General features: G+C 70.9%; 11 protein-coding genes. 6 read left to right on the top strand and 5 right to left on the bottom strand.

Features of this window, described 5'->3' with window-relative positions:
• Positions 1-129 precede the first annotated feature (129 nt).
• Positions 130-1,149, bottom strand: coding sequence for a tripartite tricarboxylate transporter substrate binding protein (locus INQ48_31795; protein QRF62142.1), 1,020 nt, complete (start codon positions 1,147-1,149; stop codon positions 130-132).
• 179 nt (positions 1,150-1,328) lie between these two features.
• On the opposite strand from INQ48_31795, the gene INQ48_31790 reads away from it, so the two are divergent.
• The 6 genes from INQ48_31790 to INQ48_31765 all read left to right on the top strand — a co-directional run bounded on the left by INQ48_31790 (position 1,329) and on the right by INQ48_31765 (position 7,822).
• A complete protein-coding gene (locus tag INQ48_31790; GenBank protein QRF62141.1) occupies positions 1,329-3,581 on the top strand; it encodes a sulfurtransferase in 2,253 nt (750 codons plus the stop codon).
• Entirely contained in the window at positions 3,578-4,561 is a 984-nt protein-coding gene (locus INQ48_31785; protein QRF62140.1) for an ABC transporter permease, read from the top strand. The genes INQ48_31790 and INQ48_31785 overlap by 4 nt, the downstream gene beginning before the upstream one ends.
• A gap of 198 nt (positions 4,562-4,759) precedes the next feature.
• Positions 4,760-5,581 (top strand): ABC transporter permease, encoded by an 822-nt coding sequence (locus INQ48_31780; protein QRF63036.1) that lies wholly within the window; start codon positions 4,760-4,762, stop codon positions 5,579-5,581.
• Position 5,582: 1 nt separating this feature from the next.
• Positions 5,583-7,313 (top strand): ABC transporter ATP-binding protein, encoded by a 1,731-nt coding sequence (locus INQ48_31775; GenBank protein QRF62139.1) that lies wholly within the window; start codon positions 5,583-5,585, stop codon positions 7,311-7,313.
• Between the two features lie 36 nt (positions 7,314-7,349).
• On the top strand, positions 7,350-7,433 hold the full coding sequence (locus tag INQ48_31770) for a type II toxin-antitoxin system HigB family toxin (GenBank protein ID QRF63035.1): 84 nt from the start codon (positions 7,350-7,352) through the stop codon (positions 7,431-7,433).
• Between the two features lie 11 nt (positions 7,434-7,444).
• Positions 7,445-7,822 (top strand): transcriptional regulator, encoded by a 378-nt coding sequence (locus INQ48_31765; protein QRF62138.1) that lies wholly within the window; start codon positions 7,445-7,447, stop codon positions 7,820-7,822.
• Between the two features lie 800 nt (positions 7,823-8,622).
• On the opposite strand, the gene INQ48_31760 is transcribed toward INQ48_31765, so the two are convergent.
• From INQ48_31760 to INQ48_31745, 4 genes are read right to left on the bottom strand one after another with little or no spacing between them, the layout of a single operon-like run.
• On the bottom strand, positions 8,623-10,230 hold the full coding sequence (locus tag INQ48_31760; GenBank protein QRF62137.1) for an ABC transporter substrate-binding protein: 1,608 nt from the start codon (positions 10,228-10,230) through the stop codon (positions 8,623-8,625).
• A gap of 43 nt (positions 10,231-10,273) precedes the next feature.
• Positions 10,274-11,992, bottom strand: coding sequence for a hydantoinase B/oxoprolinase family protein (locus INQ48_31755; GenBank protein ID QRF62136.1), 1,719 nt, complete (start codon positions 11,990-11,992; stop codon positions 10,274-10,276).
• Positions 11,989-13,716, bottom strand: a complete 1,728-nt coding sequence (locus INQ48_31750) for a hydantoinase B/oxoprolinase family protein (protein QRF62135.1) — start codon at positions 13,714-13,716, stop codon at positions 11,989-11,991. Before INQ48_31750 ends, INQ48_31755 begins: the two co-directional genes overlap by 4 nt.
• A complete protein-coding gene (locus INQ48_31745; protein QRF62134.1) occupies positions 13,713-15,872 on the bottom strand; it encodes a hydantoinase/oxoprolinase family protein in 2,160 nt (719 codons plus the stop codon). Before INQ48_31745 ends, INQ48_31750 begins: the two co-directional genes overlap by 4 nt.
• Positions 15,873-15,893 lie beyond the last annotated feature (21 nt).

Raw genomic sequence — 15,893 nt, 5'->3', positions numbered from 1 at the left:
CGCAGAGGACGCGAAGGTTCCGCGAAGGACACAAAAGGAAGCCAGAAGAAGAAACTTCGAATTTCTTTTTTCGCGCTCTTCGCGAATCCTTCGCGTCCTCTGCGTCCGGCTGTCCGTTTTTTATTTATTTCAGCGCAGCGAGATCCCCGCCGTCTGAATGGTCTTCGCATAGCGGATCCGCTCCGCCGCCAGCGTGCGCCCCAGGTCGGCCGGCGAGCCGCCGGTCACCTTGAAGCCCATGTCCTCGAGCTTGGCGCGCGTCTCGGGCGCGGCGATCACGGCCTGGATGTCGCGGTTGATCTTCGCGACCACGGCCGGCGGCGTGCCGGCCGGCGCGAAATAGCCCTGCCAGCTCTCGACCGCGAAGCCCGGCAGCCCGGCCTCGGCCATGGTCGGCACCTCGGGCAAAGCGCCCGAGCGGTAGTCGGTGGTGACCGCGAGCGCGCGCAGCTTGCCGGCGCGCACGTGGTCGGTCACGGCGGCCAGCGTGATCAGCGTGGCGTCGACATGGCCCGCGAGCACGTCGAGCGTGGCCGGCCCGCCGCCCGAGTAGGGGATGTAGTTGACCTGCGCGCCTGTCTCCTGGCCGATCATCTCGTGCGCCACGTGGGCGATGCCGCCGTTGCCCGGCAGGCCCAGGCTGATCGAGTGCGGCCGCGCCTTGGCGCGCGCGAGGTAGGCGCGGAAGTCGCCGATGCCGGTCTTCGGATTGACCACCAGGATCTGCGGGTTGACCACCGCCTTGATCACCGGCGTGAAGGCCTTCTGGCCGTCGTAGGGCAGGCGGTCGAACAGGATGCCGTTGAGCGTCAGGCCTTCGCCCTGCTGCAGCAGCGTGTAGCCGTCGGCCGGCGACTTGGCCACGCGCGCGGCGCCGATGGTGCCGCTGGCGCCGCCGAGGTTCTCGACCACCACCGACTGGCCCCAGCGCTCGGTCAGGCGCTCGGCGATCAGGCGGGTGAGCTTGTCGGCGCTGCCGCCGGCGGCCACGGGCACCACGATGTGGACCGGCTTCGAGGGAAAACCGGCCGCCTCGTCGGTGGCGGCGCGGGCGGACGCCGTGAGGGCGGCGAGCAGGACGGGCGCGGCCAAGGTGGCGCGCAGCAGGGCGCGGCGGGCGCCGCGGGTCGGGAAGGGCAGGGAGGTCATGGGGTGTCTCGTTCGAGGATGCGCCGACCGTAGGCGCGGGCGCGCGCGCGTCCAACGAAGCAAACCGGATATGCGTAGAAGAAAAACTTCGTTCGGCCGGCCCGGTCCGCCGCATACCCTGCCCACACCGCGGCCCCGGGCCGTGTTCCCGCTTCCCCGCCTTCCCCTCGAAAGTCCCCATGAGCCTCTCCGAACTCCCCGTCGAAACCTCGGGCAACGACCTCGCGAGCGAGCGCGCGCGCGCCATCGACGCCTTTCTCGCGCAGGCGCGCAGCCTGCTGGCCGCCGGCCCCGGCGAGGGCCATGCCCGGCTGCAGCCCGTGGCCGATGCACTGATCGCGCTGGGCCGGCGCGCCGACCTGTTCCCTGCCGCCCATTTTCCGATCGATGCCGAGCGCCCCGCGCAGGTCTACCGGCTGGCCGAGGACGCCGATGGCGGTTTCGCGCTGTATCTCTCGGCGGGCCTGGCCGGCAAGGCCCAGCCGCCGCACGACCACACCACCTGGGCGATCATTGCGGGGGTCGAAGGCAACGAGCGCAACGTTCTCTATCGCCGCGAGAAGACCGCCGATCCCGCGCGCGACGACCTCGTGCAGACGCGCGTGGTCGACGTGGCCGCGGGCAGCGCGGTGGTGCTGACGCCGACCGATGTCCACACCATCGAGCTGGTCGACGGCCTCGACGGCCGGCACCTTCACTTCTACGGCCGCGCGCTCGAGCGGCTCGAGCATCGCGTGGTGTTCGAAGGCACGGCCGGCGGCAGCTACCGGCAGTTCGGGCCGCCGCGCAACGTCCGCCATCCGGCGATCGCGCCAGCGGCGCTCAAGGCCGCGCTGTCCGATGGCGAGGAGATCGCGCTGCTCGACGTGCGCGAGACCGGCGTCTTCGTGCGCAGCCACATCCTGCTGGCCGCCTCGGCGCCGCTGTGGCGGCTGGAGCTCTTGATCGACCGCCTGGTGCCGCGCCGCGACACCCGCATCGTGCTGACCGACGCCGACGAGTCGCTGGCCCACCAGGCCGCCGGCAAGCTGGTGCGCCTGGGCTGGCGCAACGTGTCGGTGCTGGCCGGCGGCACCGCGGGCTGGGCCGCGGCGGGCTATGAACTCTTCAGCGGCAGCAACGTGCCGAGCAAGGCCTTCGGCGAGGTCATCGAGCACCGCAAGCACACGCCGTGGATCTCGGTCGACGAGCTGCACCAGCGCGTGGAACGCGGCGACGACATCGTGGTGGTCGACAGCCGCACGCCCGAGGAGTTCGCCGACTTCAGTCTGCCGTTCGCCCACAGCCTGCCGGGCGCCGAGCTGGTCTACCGCATCCATGAATTCGCGCCGCGTCCCGAGACGCTGGTGGTGGTGAACTGTGCCGGCCGCACGCGCAGCATCGTCGGCGCGCAGACGCTGATCGACGCGGGCATCCCGAACCCCGTGGTCTCGCTCAAGGACGGAACCATGGCCTGGCTGCTGGCCGGGCGCACGCTGTCGCACGGCCGCAGCGCGCCGCTGCCCGAGCCCGAGGCCGCCGGCCTCGAGCAGGCGCGTGCGCGGGCCGAGGACGTAGCCCGGCGCGCCGGCGTGCGCCGCATCGACGCCGCGGGCCTGGCACGGCTCGAGGCCGAGGCCGGCGAACGCTCGCTCTACCGCTTCGACGTGCGCACGCGCCAGGAGTACGAGGCCGGCCATCTCGAGGGCTGGCGCTGGGCGCCCGGTGGCCAACTGGTGCAGGCCACCGACGAATACGTGGGCGTGCGCCGCGCGCGCATCGTGCTGGCCGACTGGGACGGCGTGCGCGCGCTGACCACCGCGGCCTGGCTCGCGCAGCTCGGCGGCCACGAGGTCTTCGTGCATGCGCCGGCGCCGCTGCCGGTGCTGGTGCTCGGCCCCGAGCCCGTGAAGCTGCTGCCGCTGCATGCGCGCGCGCCGCGCATCGCGGTGCGGGAACTCGCATCGGCGCTGGACGCCGGCAGCGTCGCGGTGTTCGACATCGAGCGCCGCGCCGCCTACGAGCGCCGCCATGTCGCGGGCGCGCGCTTCGCGGTGCCCGACCGGCTCGAGGAATTCATCGCCGGCCTGCCCGCCACGCAGCGCGTGGTGCTGGTCTCGTCCGACGGCGTGCTGGCCGGCGCGGTCGCGGCCGAGCTCATCGCGCGCCTGGCCCGCGACGGCAGCGCGCGCGAGGTGCTCGCGCTCGCGGGCGGCACCCAGGCCTGGGTCGCGGCCGGCCTGCCCACCGGCCAGGGCGGCGAGGGCGTGCTGACCGGCGACGACGACCACTGGTACAGCCCCTACGCGCATGCCGACCTGGCGGCGCGCAATGCCGGCTTCCAGCAGTACCTCGACTGGGAGATCGGCCTCGTGGCCCAGCTCGAGCGCGAAGGCGACGTGGGCATCCGGCTGGTCGCGCCCGCCACGGCCGACGCGGCGGTGGCGCCATGAACCTGCGAAGCGCCGGCCGAACCCTGGTGCGCACGGCCTGGCAGGCCGTGCCGACCGTGATCGGCGTCATCCTGCTGAACTTCGTGCTGATGCAGCTGATCCCGGGCGACGCCGCCGACGTGGTGGCGGCCGAATCGGGCTCGGCCACGGCCGAGAGCATGGCGCAACTGCGCGCCCACTTCGGCCTCGACCTGCCGGTGCTGCAGCAGCTCGGCAGCTACCTCTACAACCTCTCGCACGGCAGCCTCGGCGTTTCGCCGCGCTACAACATGCCGGTGGTGGCGCTGATCGGCGCGCGGCTGGGCAACACGCTGCTCTTGATGCTCACCGCGCTGGGCTTCGCGCTCGCCATCGGCATCGCGCTGGGCACCATCATGGCCACGCGCGTGGGCCGCTGGCAGGACCGCACGCTCTCGGTGCTGGCGCTGCTGCTGTACTCCACGCCGGGCTTCTGGCTCGGGCTGATGGCGATCGTGCTGTTCTCGGTGCACCTGGGCTGGCTGCCCACCGGCGGCAGCGAGACCATCGGCGCGGGCTACACCGGCCTGAAGCACGCGGTCGACGTGGCGCGCCATCTGGTGCTGCCGGCGCTCGCGCTCGCGGGCTTCTACATCGCCATCTTCTCGCGGCTCACGCGCGCGGCCATGCTCGAGGTGTCGCGTCAGGACTTCGTGCGCACCGCCGAGGCCAAGGGCCTGCATCCGTGGACCGTCACGATGCGCCACGTTCTGCGCAACGCGCTGATCCCGGTCACCACCGTGGCCGGCATGCACCTGGGCACCCTGCTCGGCGGCGCGGTGGTGGTCGAGACCGTCTTCAGCTGGCCCGGCCTCGGCCGGCTGGCCTTCGACTCGGTGGCCGGGCGCGACTACACGGTGCTGCTCGGCGTGCTGCTGATGTCCTCGCTGCTGGTGATCGTGGCCAACATGCTGGTCGACCTGCTGCACGCGCTGCTCGACCCGCGCATCCAGGTGCGCTGAGTTCCGCGCGCGCACCGCTTCACGCTCTTCTCGTTTTCACCGATGTCCACTCCCTTCCTGCTCGATTCCAACCTCGCGCAAGCGCCCGCGCCGGCAACGGCGCCACGCCGCGCGGAACCGCCCGCGCCGCCGACGCCTGCCGCTTCCGTCGTTGTCGCCGCCGTCGACGCACGCCCGGTCTCGGCGCGCCGCGCCGCGCTGCGCGCCTTCGTGCGCAACCCCTCCGCCGTGGCTGGCGTGGTGCTGCTGCTGGCGATGCTGGTGCTGGCCCTGCTCGCGCCGCTGCTCTATCCGGGCGATCCGCTCGACATGGTCGCGCAGCCGCTGCTGTGGCCCGGCCAGGACGCGGCCTATCCGCTGGGCAGCGACTCGCTCGGGCGCGATGTGGCCGCCGGCATTGCGCACGGCGCGCGCATCTCGCTCGCGGTGGGCGTGGTCGCGGCCGTGCTGAGCCTCGCCATCGGCATCCTCGTGGGCGCCACCGCGGGCTACTTCGGCGGCCGGGTCGACGACGTGCTGGTGCGCATCACCGAGCTGTTCCAGACCATGCCCTCGTTCCTGTTCGTGATCGTGGTGGTGGCGATCGGCCAGCCCTCGGTGCCGGTGATCGTGTTCGCGATCGGCCTGGCCTCCTGGCCCGTGATCGCGCGGCTGGTGCGCGCCGAGTTCCGCGCGCTGCGCGAGACCGAGTTCGTGCTCGCCGCGCGCAGCCAGGGCTTCGGCCATGCGCGCATCATCTTCCAGGAAATGCTGCCGAACGCGCTGCCGCCGGTCATCGTCACCACCTCGGTGCTGGTGGCCAGCGCGATCCTGATCGAGTCGGCGCTGTCCTTCCTCGGCATGGGCGACCCCAATGCGGTGTCGTGGGGCAGCATGATCGGCCAGGGCCGCGAGTTGTTGCGCACCGCCTGGTACCTCACGGCGCTGCCGGGGGCGGCCATCGTCTTCACCGTGCTGGCGCTCAACCTCGTGGGCGACGGCCTCAACGATGCCTTCAACCCGCGTTTGAGGTGCCGTTGAGATGACGCTCGAACCCGTGACGATCGCGCCGCCGCTGCTGGACGTGCGCGGCCTCGATGTCTTCTTCCACGGCTCGAACGGCCCGATCCAGGCCGTGCGCGGGCTGGACCTGACCTTGCAGCGCGGCGAGACGCTGGCGCTGGTCGGCGAGTCGGGCTGCGGCAAGTCGACCACCGCGCTGGCGCTGCTGCGCCTGCTCGCGCCCGGCACCGCGCTGCGCGGCAGCATCCATTTCGACGGGCGCGACATCCTCGCGCTGTCGCCGGCCGCGCTGCGCGAGGTGCGCGGGCGCGAGATCGCGATGATCTTCCAGGAGCCGATGACCTCGCTGAACCCGGTGCACACCATCGGCGCGCAGATCGAGGAGACGCTCCGCCGCCACGAGAAGCTCTCGGCCGCCGCGGCGCGCCGGCGTGCCATCGAGCTGCTCGACCTGGTGCGAATTCCCGAGCCGCAGCGGCGCATCGACGACCATCCGCACAACCTCTCGGGCGGCCAGCGCCAGCGCGTGATGATCGCGATGGCCGTGGCCTGCAAGCCGCGCCTGCTGGTGGCCGACGAGCCGACCACCGCGCTCGACGTGACCATCCAGGCGCAGATCCTCGAGCTGCTCGACGGCCTGCGCCGCGAGCTCGACATGGCGCTGCTGCTGATCACCCACGACCTGGGCCTGGTGGCCCAGTGGGCCGACCGCGTGGCCGTGATGTACGGCGGCGAGAAGGTCGAGGAGGCACCGACCTCGAAGCTCTTTGCCGCCCCGTCGCATGCCTACACCCGCGGCCTGCTCGGCGCCTCGCTGCATGCCGGCAGCGCGCTGCATTACGCGGATGCGCGCCTGCCCGAGATCCAGACCCGGCTCGATCCCGCGACCGGCGTGCGCGACTTCGCGCTGCACGTGCCGCAGCCGAACACGAAGGTGCGTGCCTTGCCCGTGCGCGCCGCGGCGGGCGAACCGCTGCTGTCGGTGCAGGACCTGCGCACCGACTACCCGACGCGCGGCGGCGGCGTGCTGCATGCGGTCGACGGTGTGTCCTTCGACATCCGCGCGGGCGAGACCGTGGGCCTGGTCGGCGAATCGGGCTGCGGCAAGTCCACGCTCTCGCGCACGCTGTTGCGGCTGGTGGATCCGGCGGGCGGGCGCATCGTGTTCGACGGCACCGACATCGCTTCGTTGTCCGAGAAAGCGCTCAAGCCCTGGCGGCGGCGCGTGCAGATGGTGTTCCAGGACCCGTATGCGTCGCTGAACCCGCGGCGCAGCGTATTCGACATCCTCGAGTCGGTGCTCAAGGTGCACGGCGTGGACGACCGCGCCGAGCGGCGCAACCGCATCGCCGCCATCCTCGAGCGCGTGGGCCTGCCGGCCGATGCGGCGCGGCGCTTTCCCAACGAGTTCTCGGGCGGGCAGCGCCAGCGCATCGGCATCGCGCGCGCGCTCGTGCTGCGGCCGTCGCTGGTGGTGCTCGACGAGCCGGTGTCGGCGCTCGACGTGTCGGTGCAGGCGCAGATCCTGAACCTGCTGGTGGAGCTGAAGGAGGACTTCGGGCTGTCCTACCTGTTCATCTCGCACGATCTGTCGGTGGTGCGGTACATCGCGGATCGGGTGATGGTGATGAACAAGGGGAAGATCGTGGAGACGGGGGGGGTTCAGGATATTTGGGATCGGCCGCAGCATGCGTATACGCGGAGCTTGATTGCTGCTGTGCCGGGGGCGGAGCAGCGGAAGGCGGCTTGAGGCTGCTCCAGAAAAAGTTCCGGGCTCTTCGTCTGGATCGACTACGACTATGCAACGATCTACACCCGGTTCATCGGCACGCACGCGCAGTACGACCAGATCGACGCGAAGACCATTTGAAGAAGCCCGTCATGGAAATTCAACCCGTCAAGAACGAAAGCAGCTACCGCGCCGCGCTCGCGGCGATTGAAGGCCTGATGATGGCCAAGCGGGACACGCCCGAAGGCGACCGCCTCGATGTGCTCGTGACGCTGGTTCAGGCCTACGAGGCGAAGCATCACCCGATCGATCCCCCCGACCCCATCGAGGCGATCAAGTTCCGCATGGATCAGTCGGGCATGGGCGTGAAGGATCTCGTTCCCTTTATCGGACCGCTGAATCGTGTGTACGAAGTGCTGGCGCGCAAGCGCCCGTTGACGCTGCACATGATCCGGCGCTTGAACAAGGGGATGGGGATTCCGGCCGATGTGTTGATTGGGTTAGCCGAGGAAGAAGCATTGGCGGATTGATGTGCGCGGGGGGCCGGTTTTTCGGTTTTTTCTCTTTGGTGAGGCTGTAGGCCGGGACTCGCCCCGGCGGGCGACTCACTTTTCTTGTCTCGCCAAGAAAAGTAAGCAAAAGAAGGCGACCCCGCTGTCTGTGTCCCTCCGCTTCGCTGCGGGCAACCTGCGGTGCTCGGGGAAAGCGGGGGTCCGCAGAACTCGCTGCGCTCAAACAGCTGCGGCCCTTATCCCGCTTTCTCCTGCGCTCCTCGGCACAGCCAGAGGGGAGCGGTCGGGCCTTTGCTTCGCTCGGCCTGGCATACCCAACGGGCCTTCGCTGCGCTCGGCCGTGGGTACCTAACAGGCCATCGCTTCGCTCGGCATTGGTATTGCCCCCTCTCCCTCTGGGAGAGGGCTGGGGTGAGGGCTCTGGGCGGTGGATACCGTCAGACCCTCGGTGAGGCCCGGCGCCCTCACCCTAACCCTCTCCCAGAGGGAGAGGGAATAAGAAGCCGAGCGAAGCGATGGCCCGAACCGCATTGCAAGGCCGAGCGAAGCAAAGGCCCGAACGCCCCCCTCTGGCTGCGCCGAGGAGCGCAGCGTTTCGCGGATCAGGGCTCGCAGCTGTTTGAGCGAAGCGAGTTCTGCGAGACCCCGCGAAACGCGAGCACCGCAGGTTGCCCGTAGCGAAGCGGAGGGTCGCAGACAGTGGGGTCGCCTTTCTTTGCTTACTTTCTTTGGCGAGACAAAGAAAGTGAGCCGCCCGCCGGGGCGGGACCCGGCCGACAGCCCAACCAAAAGAACAAAACTCCAAAAAGAACAGAAGCCTACTTCTTAGCCTCATCCACATAAACATCAGCCAAATTCGACTCCACCCCATCCGCAGTCAACGAATGGTCATGCACCCGCTGATTAGCAATAGTGATGAACACAGGCTGATAGAGATTCAAATCCGGCACATCCCGCGCCACCGTCTCCTGAAACTCCTTGAACAGCTTCAACCGCCGCGCAGGATCGTTCTCCACCGCCGCATCCTCGAGCAGCTTGTCCACCACAGGACTCTGATAGTGCGTGCCATTCGAGAACGGCACCCCCTTGATGAAGTTTTTCGACCAGTACAACCGCTGCACCCCCACGGTCGGATCGAACAAATTGCTCGCCCCGTTGTGCGTGAACGCGAAATCTCGGTCCGTATAGATGCGCTTGATGAAGGCGCTCGGGTCCTGTGCCCGAACAGTCACCGCGATGCCGATGCGCGCCAGGGTCGAGCGCAGGTAGTCGGCCAGGCGCGGACCGTCGGCGCCGATCGGGTTGAAGTCCAGCGGCACGCTGAAGCGCACGCCGCCGGCCTTGCGCGGATAGCCGGCCTCGTCGAGCAGGGCGTTGGCCTTCTTGAGGTCGAAGGCATAGGGCGAGGGCGCGGGATCGTGGAAGGCCTTGAGGCCGGGCGCGATCGGCGAATAGCTGACCTGGCCGTAGCCGTAGTTCACCACCTTCACGATCACGCCGCGGTCGACGGCATGGGCCACGGCCTGGCGCACCTTCTCGTTCTTGAAGTACTCGTTGTCGAGGTTGAACTCGAGCCGGGTCACGTTCGACGAGTAGCTGTTGCCCTTGGTCTCGAAGCGCAGCGCGGGCACCTTCTTGAGCCGCTCGAGATCGGCCAGCGGCACCGGCGTGCGATAGCCGAGGTCGACGGTGCCGGTCTCGAAGGCCACGGCGGCTGCCGCCGGGTCGGTCACGAAGCGCACGATCAGCTGGTCGATGAAGGGCTTGGGCTTGTCCCAGTACTCGGGATTGCGCTCGTACACGATGTGGCTGCCGCGCACCCACTCCTTGAACCTGAACGGGCCGGTGCCGATCGGCGCGTTGTTGTTCGGGTTGTTCGCCGGGTCGGTGCCCTCGTAGACGTGCTTGGGCACGATCGGCGTCTCGGTCGCGACCAGCGCGCGGATCAGGTAGGGCGCGGGCTTCGACAGCCGCAGGATCGCGGTGTACTTGTCGGGCGTGTCGATGGCCGTGAGGTTGGCAAAAGTGTTGCGGCCGCGCGGATGGATCTTCTTCAGTAGCTCGATCGAGTAGGCGACGTCGGCCGAGGTGAAGTCCTTGCCGTCGTGCCACTTCACGCCCTGGCGCAGCGTGAAGGTGTAGGTCAGGCCGTCGGGGCTGATGACCCACTTGGTCGCCAGCTGCGGCTGCGGATTGACGTCGTAGTCGTACTTGAGCAGGCCCTCGGTGACCTTGGCACTGACGCTGAGGATCGGCGTGGCGACATTGCCGATGGTGACGAGCGCGGTGGGCTCGCTGGTCGACAGCAGGGTCAGGGTGCCGCTGTGATTGGGCGGCGCGGCCTGCGTGGCAGCGGCGAGGCCGGCGGCGAGCAGCAGCGCGACGGTGGCGCGGCGGAGGTGCGGGGGGCGGAGCAGGGAAGACATGGTGGGAGGAGCGAGAACGGAAAGAAGAAAAAGAGGAAAGAAATCAGGCAACGGCGGCATCGGTCGCGGGAACCGGCGCGGCCGTCACCAGCCCTTCGCGCAGGTCGCGCGCGATGGCGGCTTCGGCACGCTGTGCGGCATCGCCGAGGCCACCGCCGCCTGGCGTCTCGACCACCAGCTTGTCGCCGGCCGGAATGAGCTGGCGCCCCTTGGCGCGCAGCGCCCGGCCCGAGGCCAGCCGCAGCCGGCCCGGCGCGCCGTCGCTGCCGCCGAGCGCGCCGCGCGCCGGATGATCGACACGGTCGAAGGCGGCGGCGATCAGGAAGGCCGCGTCGGGCTGTGCATGGCGCACCTCGATCACCTGGCCCAGGCCGCCGCGCACCGTGCCGGCACCGCCCGAGTCGACGCGGAACTCCTTGCGCTCGAACAGCAGCGGCGCCTGGGTCTCGAGGATCTCGAGCGAGACGTTGCGCACGCCGCTCGGGTAGGCGGTGACCGAGAGGCCGTCCTTGCCGGGCCGCGCGCCGGTGCCGCCGGTGCTGAAGCTGATCACGTTGAAGCGCGGACCGCGGCGCACCGCCTCGGCATCGGCCGGCGCGGTGCCGGCCAGCACCTCGCCGCCCACGAGCTGCAGGTTCCACAGCGACGACGAGCCCTCGGCCGGCACCCGGTCGGGCCGGGCCTGGCGCAGCGCGCCGAACACGGCGTCGGGCAGCAGCTGGCCGATGACGTGGCGCGCGGTCACGGCCGCGGGATGCAGTGCATGCAGGATGCAGCCCTCGGGCGCGGCGACGCGGATCGGCGCCAGCGAGCCCGCGTTGTTGGGCACGTCGGCGCCCACCAGGCAGCGGATGCCGAAGGAGGTGTAGGCGTCGGTGTAGGCCTTGGGCACGTTGATGCCGCGCGCCACCGTGCCCGAGGTGCCGGCGAAGTCCACGTCGATGCCGTCGTCGCCGATGGTCACGGCCACCTGCAGCGTGATCGGCGCGTCGTAGCCGTCGGCCACCAGCGTGTGATGCCAGGTGCCGCGCGGCCATTCGGCCAGCGCCTCGCGCATGGCCTGCGCCGAGCGCGCGATGACGAAGTCGCCGAGCGCCTCGAGGTCGGCCAGGCCGAACTCGCGCAGCAGGGTGCGCAGCCGCCGGCCGCCGACCTCGTTGCAGGCCACCAGCGCGAACAGGTCGCCCTCGACCTGCTCGGGATCGCGTACGTTGGCGCGGATGATGGCGTGCACCGCCGGGTCGACCGTGCCGCGGCGCACGAAGCGCAGGATCGGCAGGAACAGGCCCTCGTGGTAGATCTCCAGCCCGTCGGGACTCGAGCCGATGCCGCCGATGTCGACCACGTGCAGCGTGGATGCGAACAGCGCGACCGCGCGCCGCGCCTCGCCCTCGCCATGGAACACCGGCGTGACCATGGTCATGTCGAACAGGTGGCCGGTGCCCTTCCACGGATCGTTGGTGAGGAACACGTCGCCGTCTTCCATGGTCTCGATCGGAAAGCGGCGCAGGAAGTGCTTGACCGACTCGGCCATCGAGTTGACGTGGCCCGGCGTGCCTGTCACGGCCTGCGCGATCATGCGGCCGTCGGGCAGGAACACGCCGGCCGAGAGGTCGCCGGCCTCGCGCGTGGAGGTGCCGAAGGCGGTGCGGATCAGCGTCTGGGCCTGCTCCTCGACCACCGAGAGCAGGCGGTTCCAGGCGAGCTGGTGGCGGATCAGTTGGCGGCCGGCGGGGGCCGCGGGCTTGGGTGTGGAACTCATGCGTGGTGGTCCGAAAGTTCGGGGGCGAAGGAAGAAGAGGAGGAAAGAGGAGCGGCCGCCGCATGGCTGATCAGCCCGGCTTCGAGGTCGCGCGCGATCAGCGCCGGATCGCGCTCCGAGGGATCGCCGAGGCCGGCACCGCCGGGCGTCTCGACCACCAGCACCTCGCCGGCGGGCACGAGCTGGCGCCCCTTGCCGCGCAGCGTCGTGCCCGCATGCTTGAGCCGTGCGGTGCCCGGCGCGCCATCGCCGCCGCCGAGCGCGCCGCGCGCCGGAAAGCGCACGCGGTCCCAGGTGGCCGACAGCACCATCGGGTCGCCGTCGGCGTTCTCGACCTCGATCACCTGGCCCAGCCCGCCGCGCGAAGTGCCCGCGCCGCCCGAATCGGGCCGGTACTCCTTGCGCCGGAACAGCAGCGGCGCCTGGGTCTCGAGGATCTCGAGCGAGACGTTGCGCACGCCGCTCGGGTAGGCGGTGGCCGAGAGGCCGTCCTTGCCGGGCCGCGCGCCGGTGCCGCCGGTGCTGAAGCTCACGATGTTGAAGCGGCGCGCGCGCCGCAGCGCGTCGTTGGGCCCGCCCTCGATCGGCTGGCCGCCGTACAGGCGGATGTTCCACAGCGACGAGGCGCCCTCGGCCGGCACGCGGTCGGGCCGCGCCTGGCGCAGCGCGCCGAACACCAGGTCGGGCAGCATCTGGCCGATGGCCGCGCGCGTGGCAACGGCCGCCGGCGGCAGCGCGTTGACGATCGAGCCCTCGGGCGCGACCACGCGGATCGGCGCCAGCGAGCCCGCGTTGTTCGGCACGTCCGCGCCGATCAGGCAGCGGATGCCGAAGGAGGTGTAGGCATCGGTGTAGGCCTTGGGCACGTTGATGCCACGCGCCACCGTGCCCGAGGTGCCCGCGAAGTCGACCAGGATGCCGTCGTCGGAGATCGTGACCGCCGCATGCAGCTCGACCGGCGTGTCGTAGCCGTCCACGGTCATGTGGTTGCGCCAGGTGCCGCGCGGCCAGTCGGCCAGCGCGGCGCGCATGGCCTGGGCCGAGCGCTCGATCACGTAGTCGCCCTGCGCCCGCAGGTCGTCCAGGCCGAACTCGCGCAGCAGCCGCTGCAGTCGCGTCGCGCCCACCGCGTTGCAGGCCACCAGCGCATGCAGGTCGCCCTCGACCTGCTCGGGCTCGCGCACGTTGGCGCGCACGATGGCCAGCACCGACTCGTCGAGCACGCCGTCGCTCGCGAAGCGCAGCGGCGGCAGGAACAGGCCCTCGTGGTAGATCTCGAGCGCGTCGGGGCCGGCATTCACGCCGCCGATATCGACCACGTGCACGGTCGAGGCGAACAGCGCCACCAGCCGGCCGCCGTGGAACACCGGCGTGACCATCACCACGTCGAACAGGTGGCCCGTGCCCTTCCACGGATCGTTGGTGACGAACACGTCGCCGTCGCGCATGGTGGGGGCCGGAAAGGCGCTCAGGAAATGCAGCACCGAGTCGGCCATCGAGTTGACGTGGCCCGGCGTGCCGGTCACGGCCTGCGCCACCATGCGGCCGTCGGGCAGGAACACGCCGGCCGACAGGTCGCCGGCCTCGCGCGTCGGCGTGCCGAAGGCGGTACGGATCAGCGCCTGCGCCTGCTCCTCGACCACGGCGAGCAGGCGGCTCCACACGAGCTGCTGGCGCAGCGCCTGGCGCCCATTGGCGGTGCTGGCGGTGCTGGCAGCACTCATGCCGCCACCGCCGCTGCCCGCGCTTCCTCCTCGTGCCGCACGGCCGTGGTGTCGTCGAGCACCAGCGCGCCGAGCCGGCTCACGCGCGCCTCGAAGCCCGCGATCAGCTGCGTGGTCGTCTCGTCCTCGACGACCAGCGCCGGGCCCTCGATCCACAGGCCGGGCCGCAGCGCGGCGCGCTCGTACACCGGCACCGCCTGCCAGCGGCCGGTCTCGGCGTCGTAGAGCTCGCGCGTGGCCGAGGCCGTGGCGCGGCCTTCGTCGGCCACGAGGCCGTCGGCCTCGGGCGCGGCGCGGCCGCCGGCTTCCACCGCGACCGACCAGCTCACGGCCTCGGCCGCGATGTGCGGCAGGCTGCGGCCGTAGAGCGCGGCATAGCGCGCCTCGAAGCGCTGGTGCAGCGCGGCGCTGGCGGCCGCGTCGAACGCGCCCTCGGGCAGCTCGACCGGGATCTCGTGGCCCTGGCCCGCATAGCGCATGAACACCACGCGCTGGCGCACCAGCGGCGCGCCGGGCGCGGCGCGCAGCACCACGTCGTCGGCGGTGGCGGTGAGCTCGTCGAGCAGCCGGCCCACGGCCGCATGGTCGATGCGGTCGAGCCGCTGGTGCAGGCTGCGCACCGTCTGGTAGGCCACCGGCGCCCAGAGGAAGCCCAGCGCCGAGCCCACGCCGGCCGAGTTCGGGATCACCAGCCGCGCGATGCCGAGCTTGCGCGCCAGCAGCGCCGCATGCAGCGGCGCCGCGCCGCCGAAGGCGATCAGCGTGCTCTCCTCGGCCACCTTCCCGAGTTCCGAGGCATGCACGCGCGCCGCGTTGGCCATGTTCTCGGTCACGATCTCGACCACCGCCTGCGCGGCCGCCTCGACCTCGAGCCCGGTCTGCGCGGCCACGCCCTGCAGCAGCGCGGCGCGCGCGCGCTGCGGATCGAGCCGTACCTTGCCGACCGCGAAGCGCGCCGGGTCGATCGCGCCGAGCGCGGCATGCGCGTCGGTCACGGTCGGCTGCTCGCCGCCCAGGCCGTAGGCGGCCGGACCGGGCGAGGAGCCCGCGCTGTCGGGGCCGACCTGCACCACGCCCAGGTGGTTGACGCGCGCGATCGAGCCGCCACCCGCGCCAATCTCCACCATCTCGATCACCGGGATGCGGATCGGCAGGCCCGAGCCCTTGAGGTGGCGGTGCACGCGGCCGAATTCGAAGCTGCGGCTCAGCTGCGGCTGGTAGTCGTCGATGAAGCAGATCTTGGCCGTGGTGCCGCCCATGTCGAACGAGAGCGCGCGCGTGGCGCCGATCTGCTCGGCCACCTGGCGCGCCAGCACCGCGCCGCCCGCGGGGCCCGATTCGACCAGCCGCACCGGCTCGTCGATGCCGGCCTGCAGCGTGGTGATGGCGCCGCCCGAGGTCATGAGGAAGGGCTCGGCCTTCAGGCCGCGTTCGCGCGCGCCTTCCCGCAGCCGGCGCAGGTAGCCGGCCACCTGCGGCTGCACGTAGGCATTGGCGCTGACGGTCGAGAGCCGCTCGTACTCGCGGATCTCGGGGCAGACATCGGAAGCCAGCGACACCCACAGCTGCGGCGCATGTTCGCGCAGCAGTTCGCGCACGCGGCGCTCATGGACGGGGTTCGCATAGCCGTGCAGGAAGCACACGGCCACGCTCTCGATGCCGTCGGCCACGAGCTGGCGCGCGAGCACGGCCACCTGGGCCTCGTCGAGCGGCGTGACCACGCGGCCGGCCGCGTCGGTGCGCTCGACCACGCCATGGCGCCAGTGGCGCGGCACCAGCGGCGCCGGCTTGTCGAGGAACACGTCGTACTGCGCGAAGCGGTCCTCCAGTCCGATCTCGACCAGGTCGCGGAAGCCGTGCGTGGTCAGCAGCGCCGTGGGCGCGCCCTTGCGCTCGATCAGCGCATTGGTGGCCAGCGTGGTGCCGAGGATCAGCAGGTCGACGTCGGCCCAGGCCGCGCCGGCCTGCTGCAGCACTTCCGCCACGCCGTCGAACACGGCCTGTTCGGGCGCGGCCGGCGTGGTGAGCACTTTCACGGTGTGCTTGCGCTCGCCGCGCAGCAGCACGATGTCGGTGAAGGTGCCGCCGACGTCGACCGCCACGCGCACGCGCGGGTCGATGACGGGGACGGTGGGGGAGGAGGAGTGCGAGGACATGGCGACGGTACGGGAGAAGCG

It is taken from the genome of Variovorax paradoxus (genome assembly GCA_016806145.1).
Taxonomy (GTDB): Bacteria; Pseudomonadota; Gammaproteobacteria; order Burkholderiales; family Burkholderiaceae_C; genus Variovorax.
The sequence above is the reverse complement of the archived record's forward strand: the minus strand, read 5'-3'. Positions and strand labels throughout refer to the sequence as shown.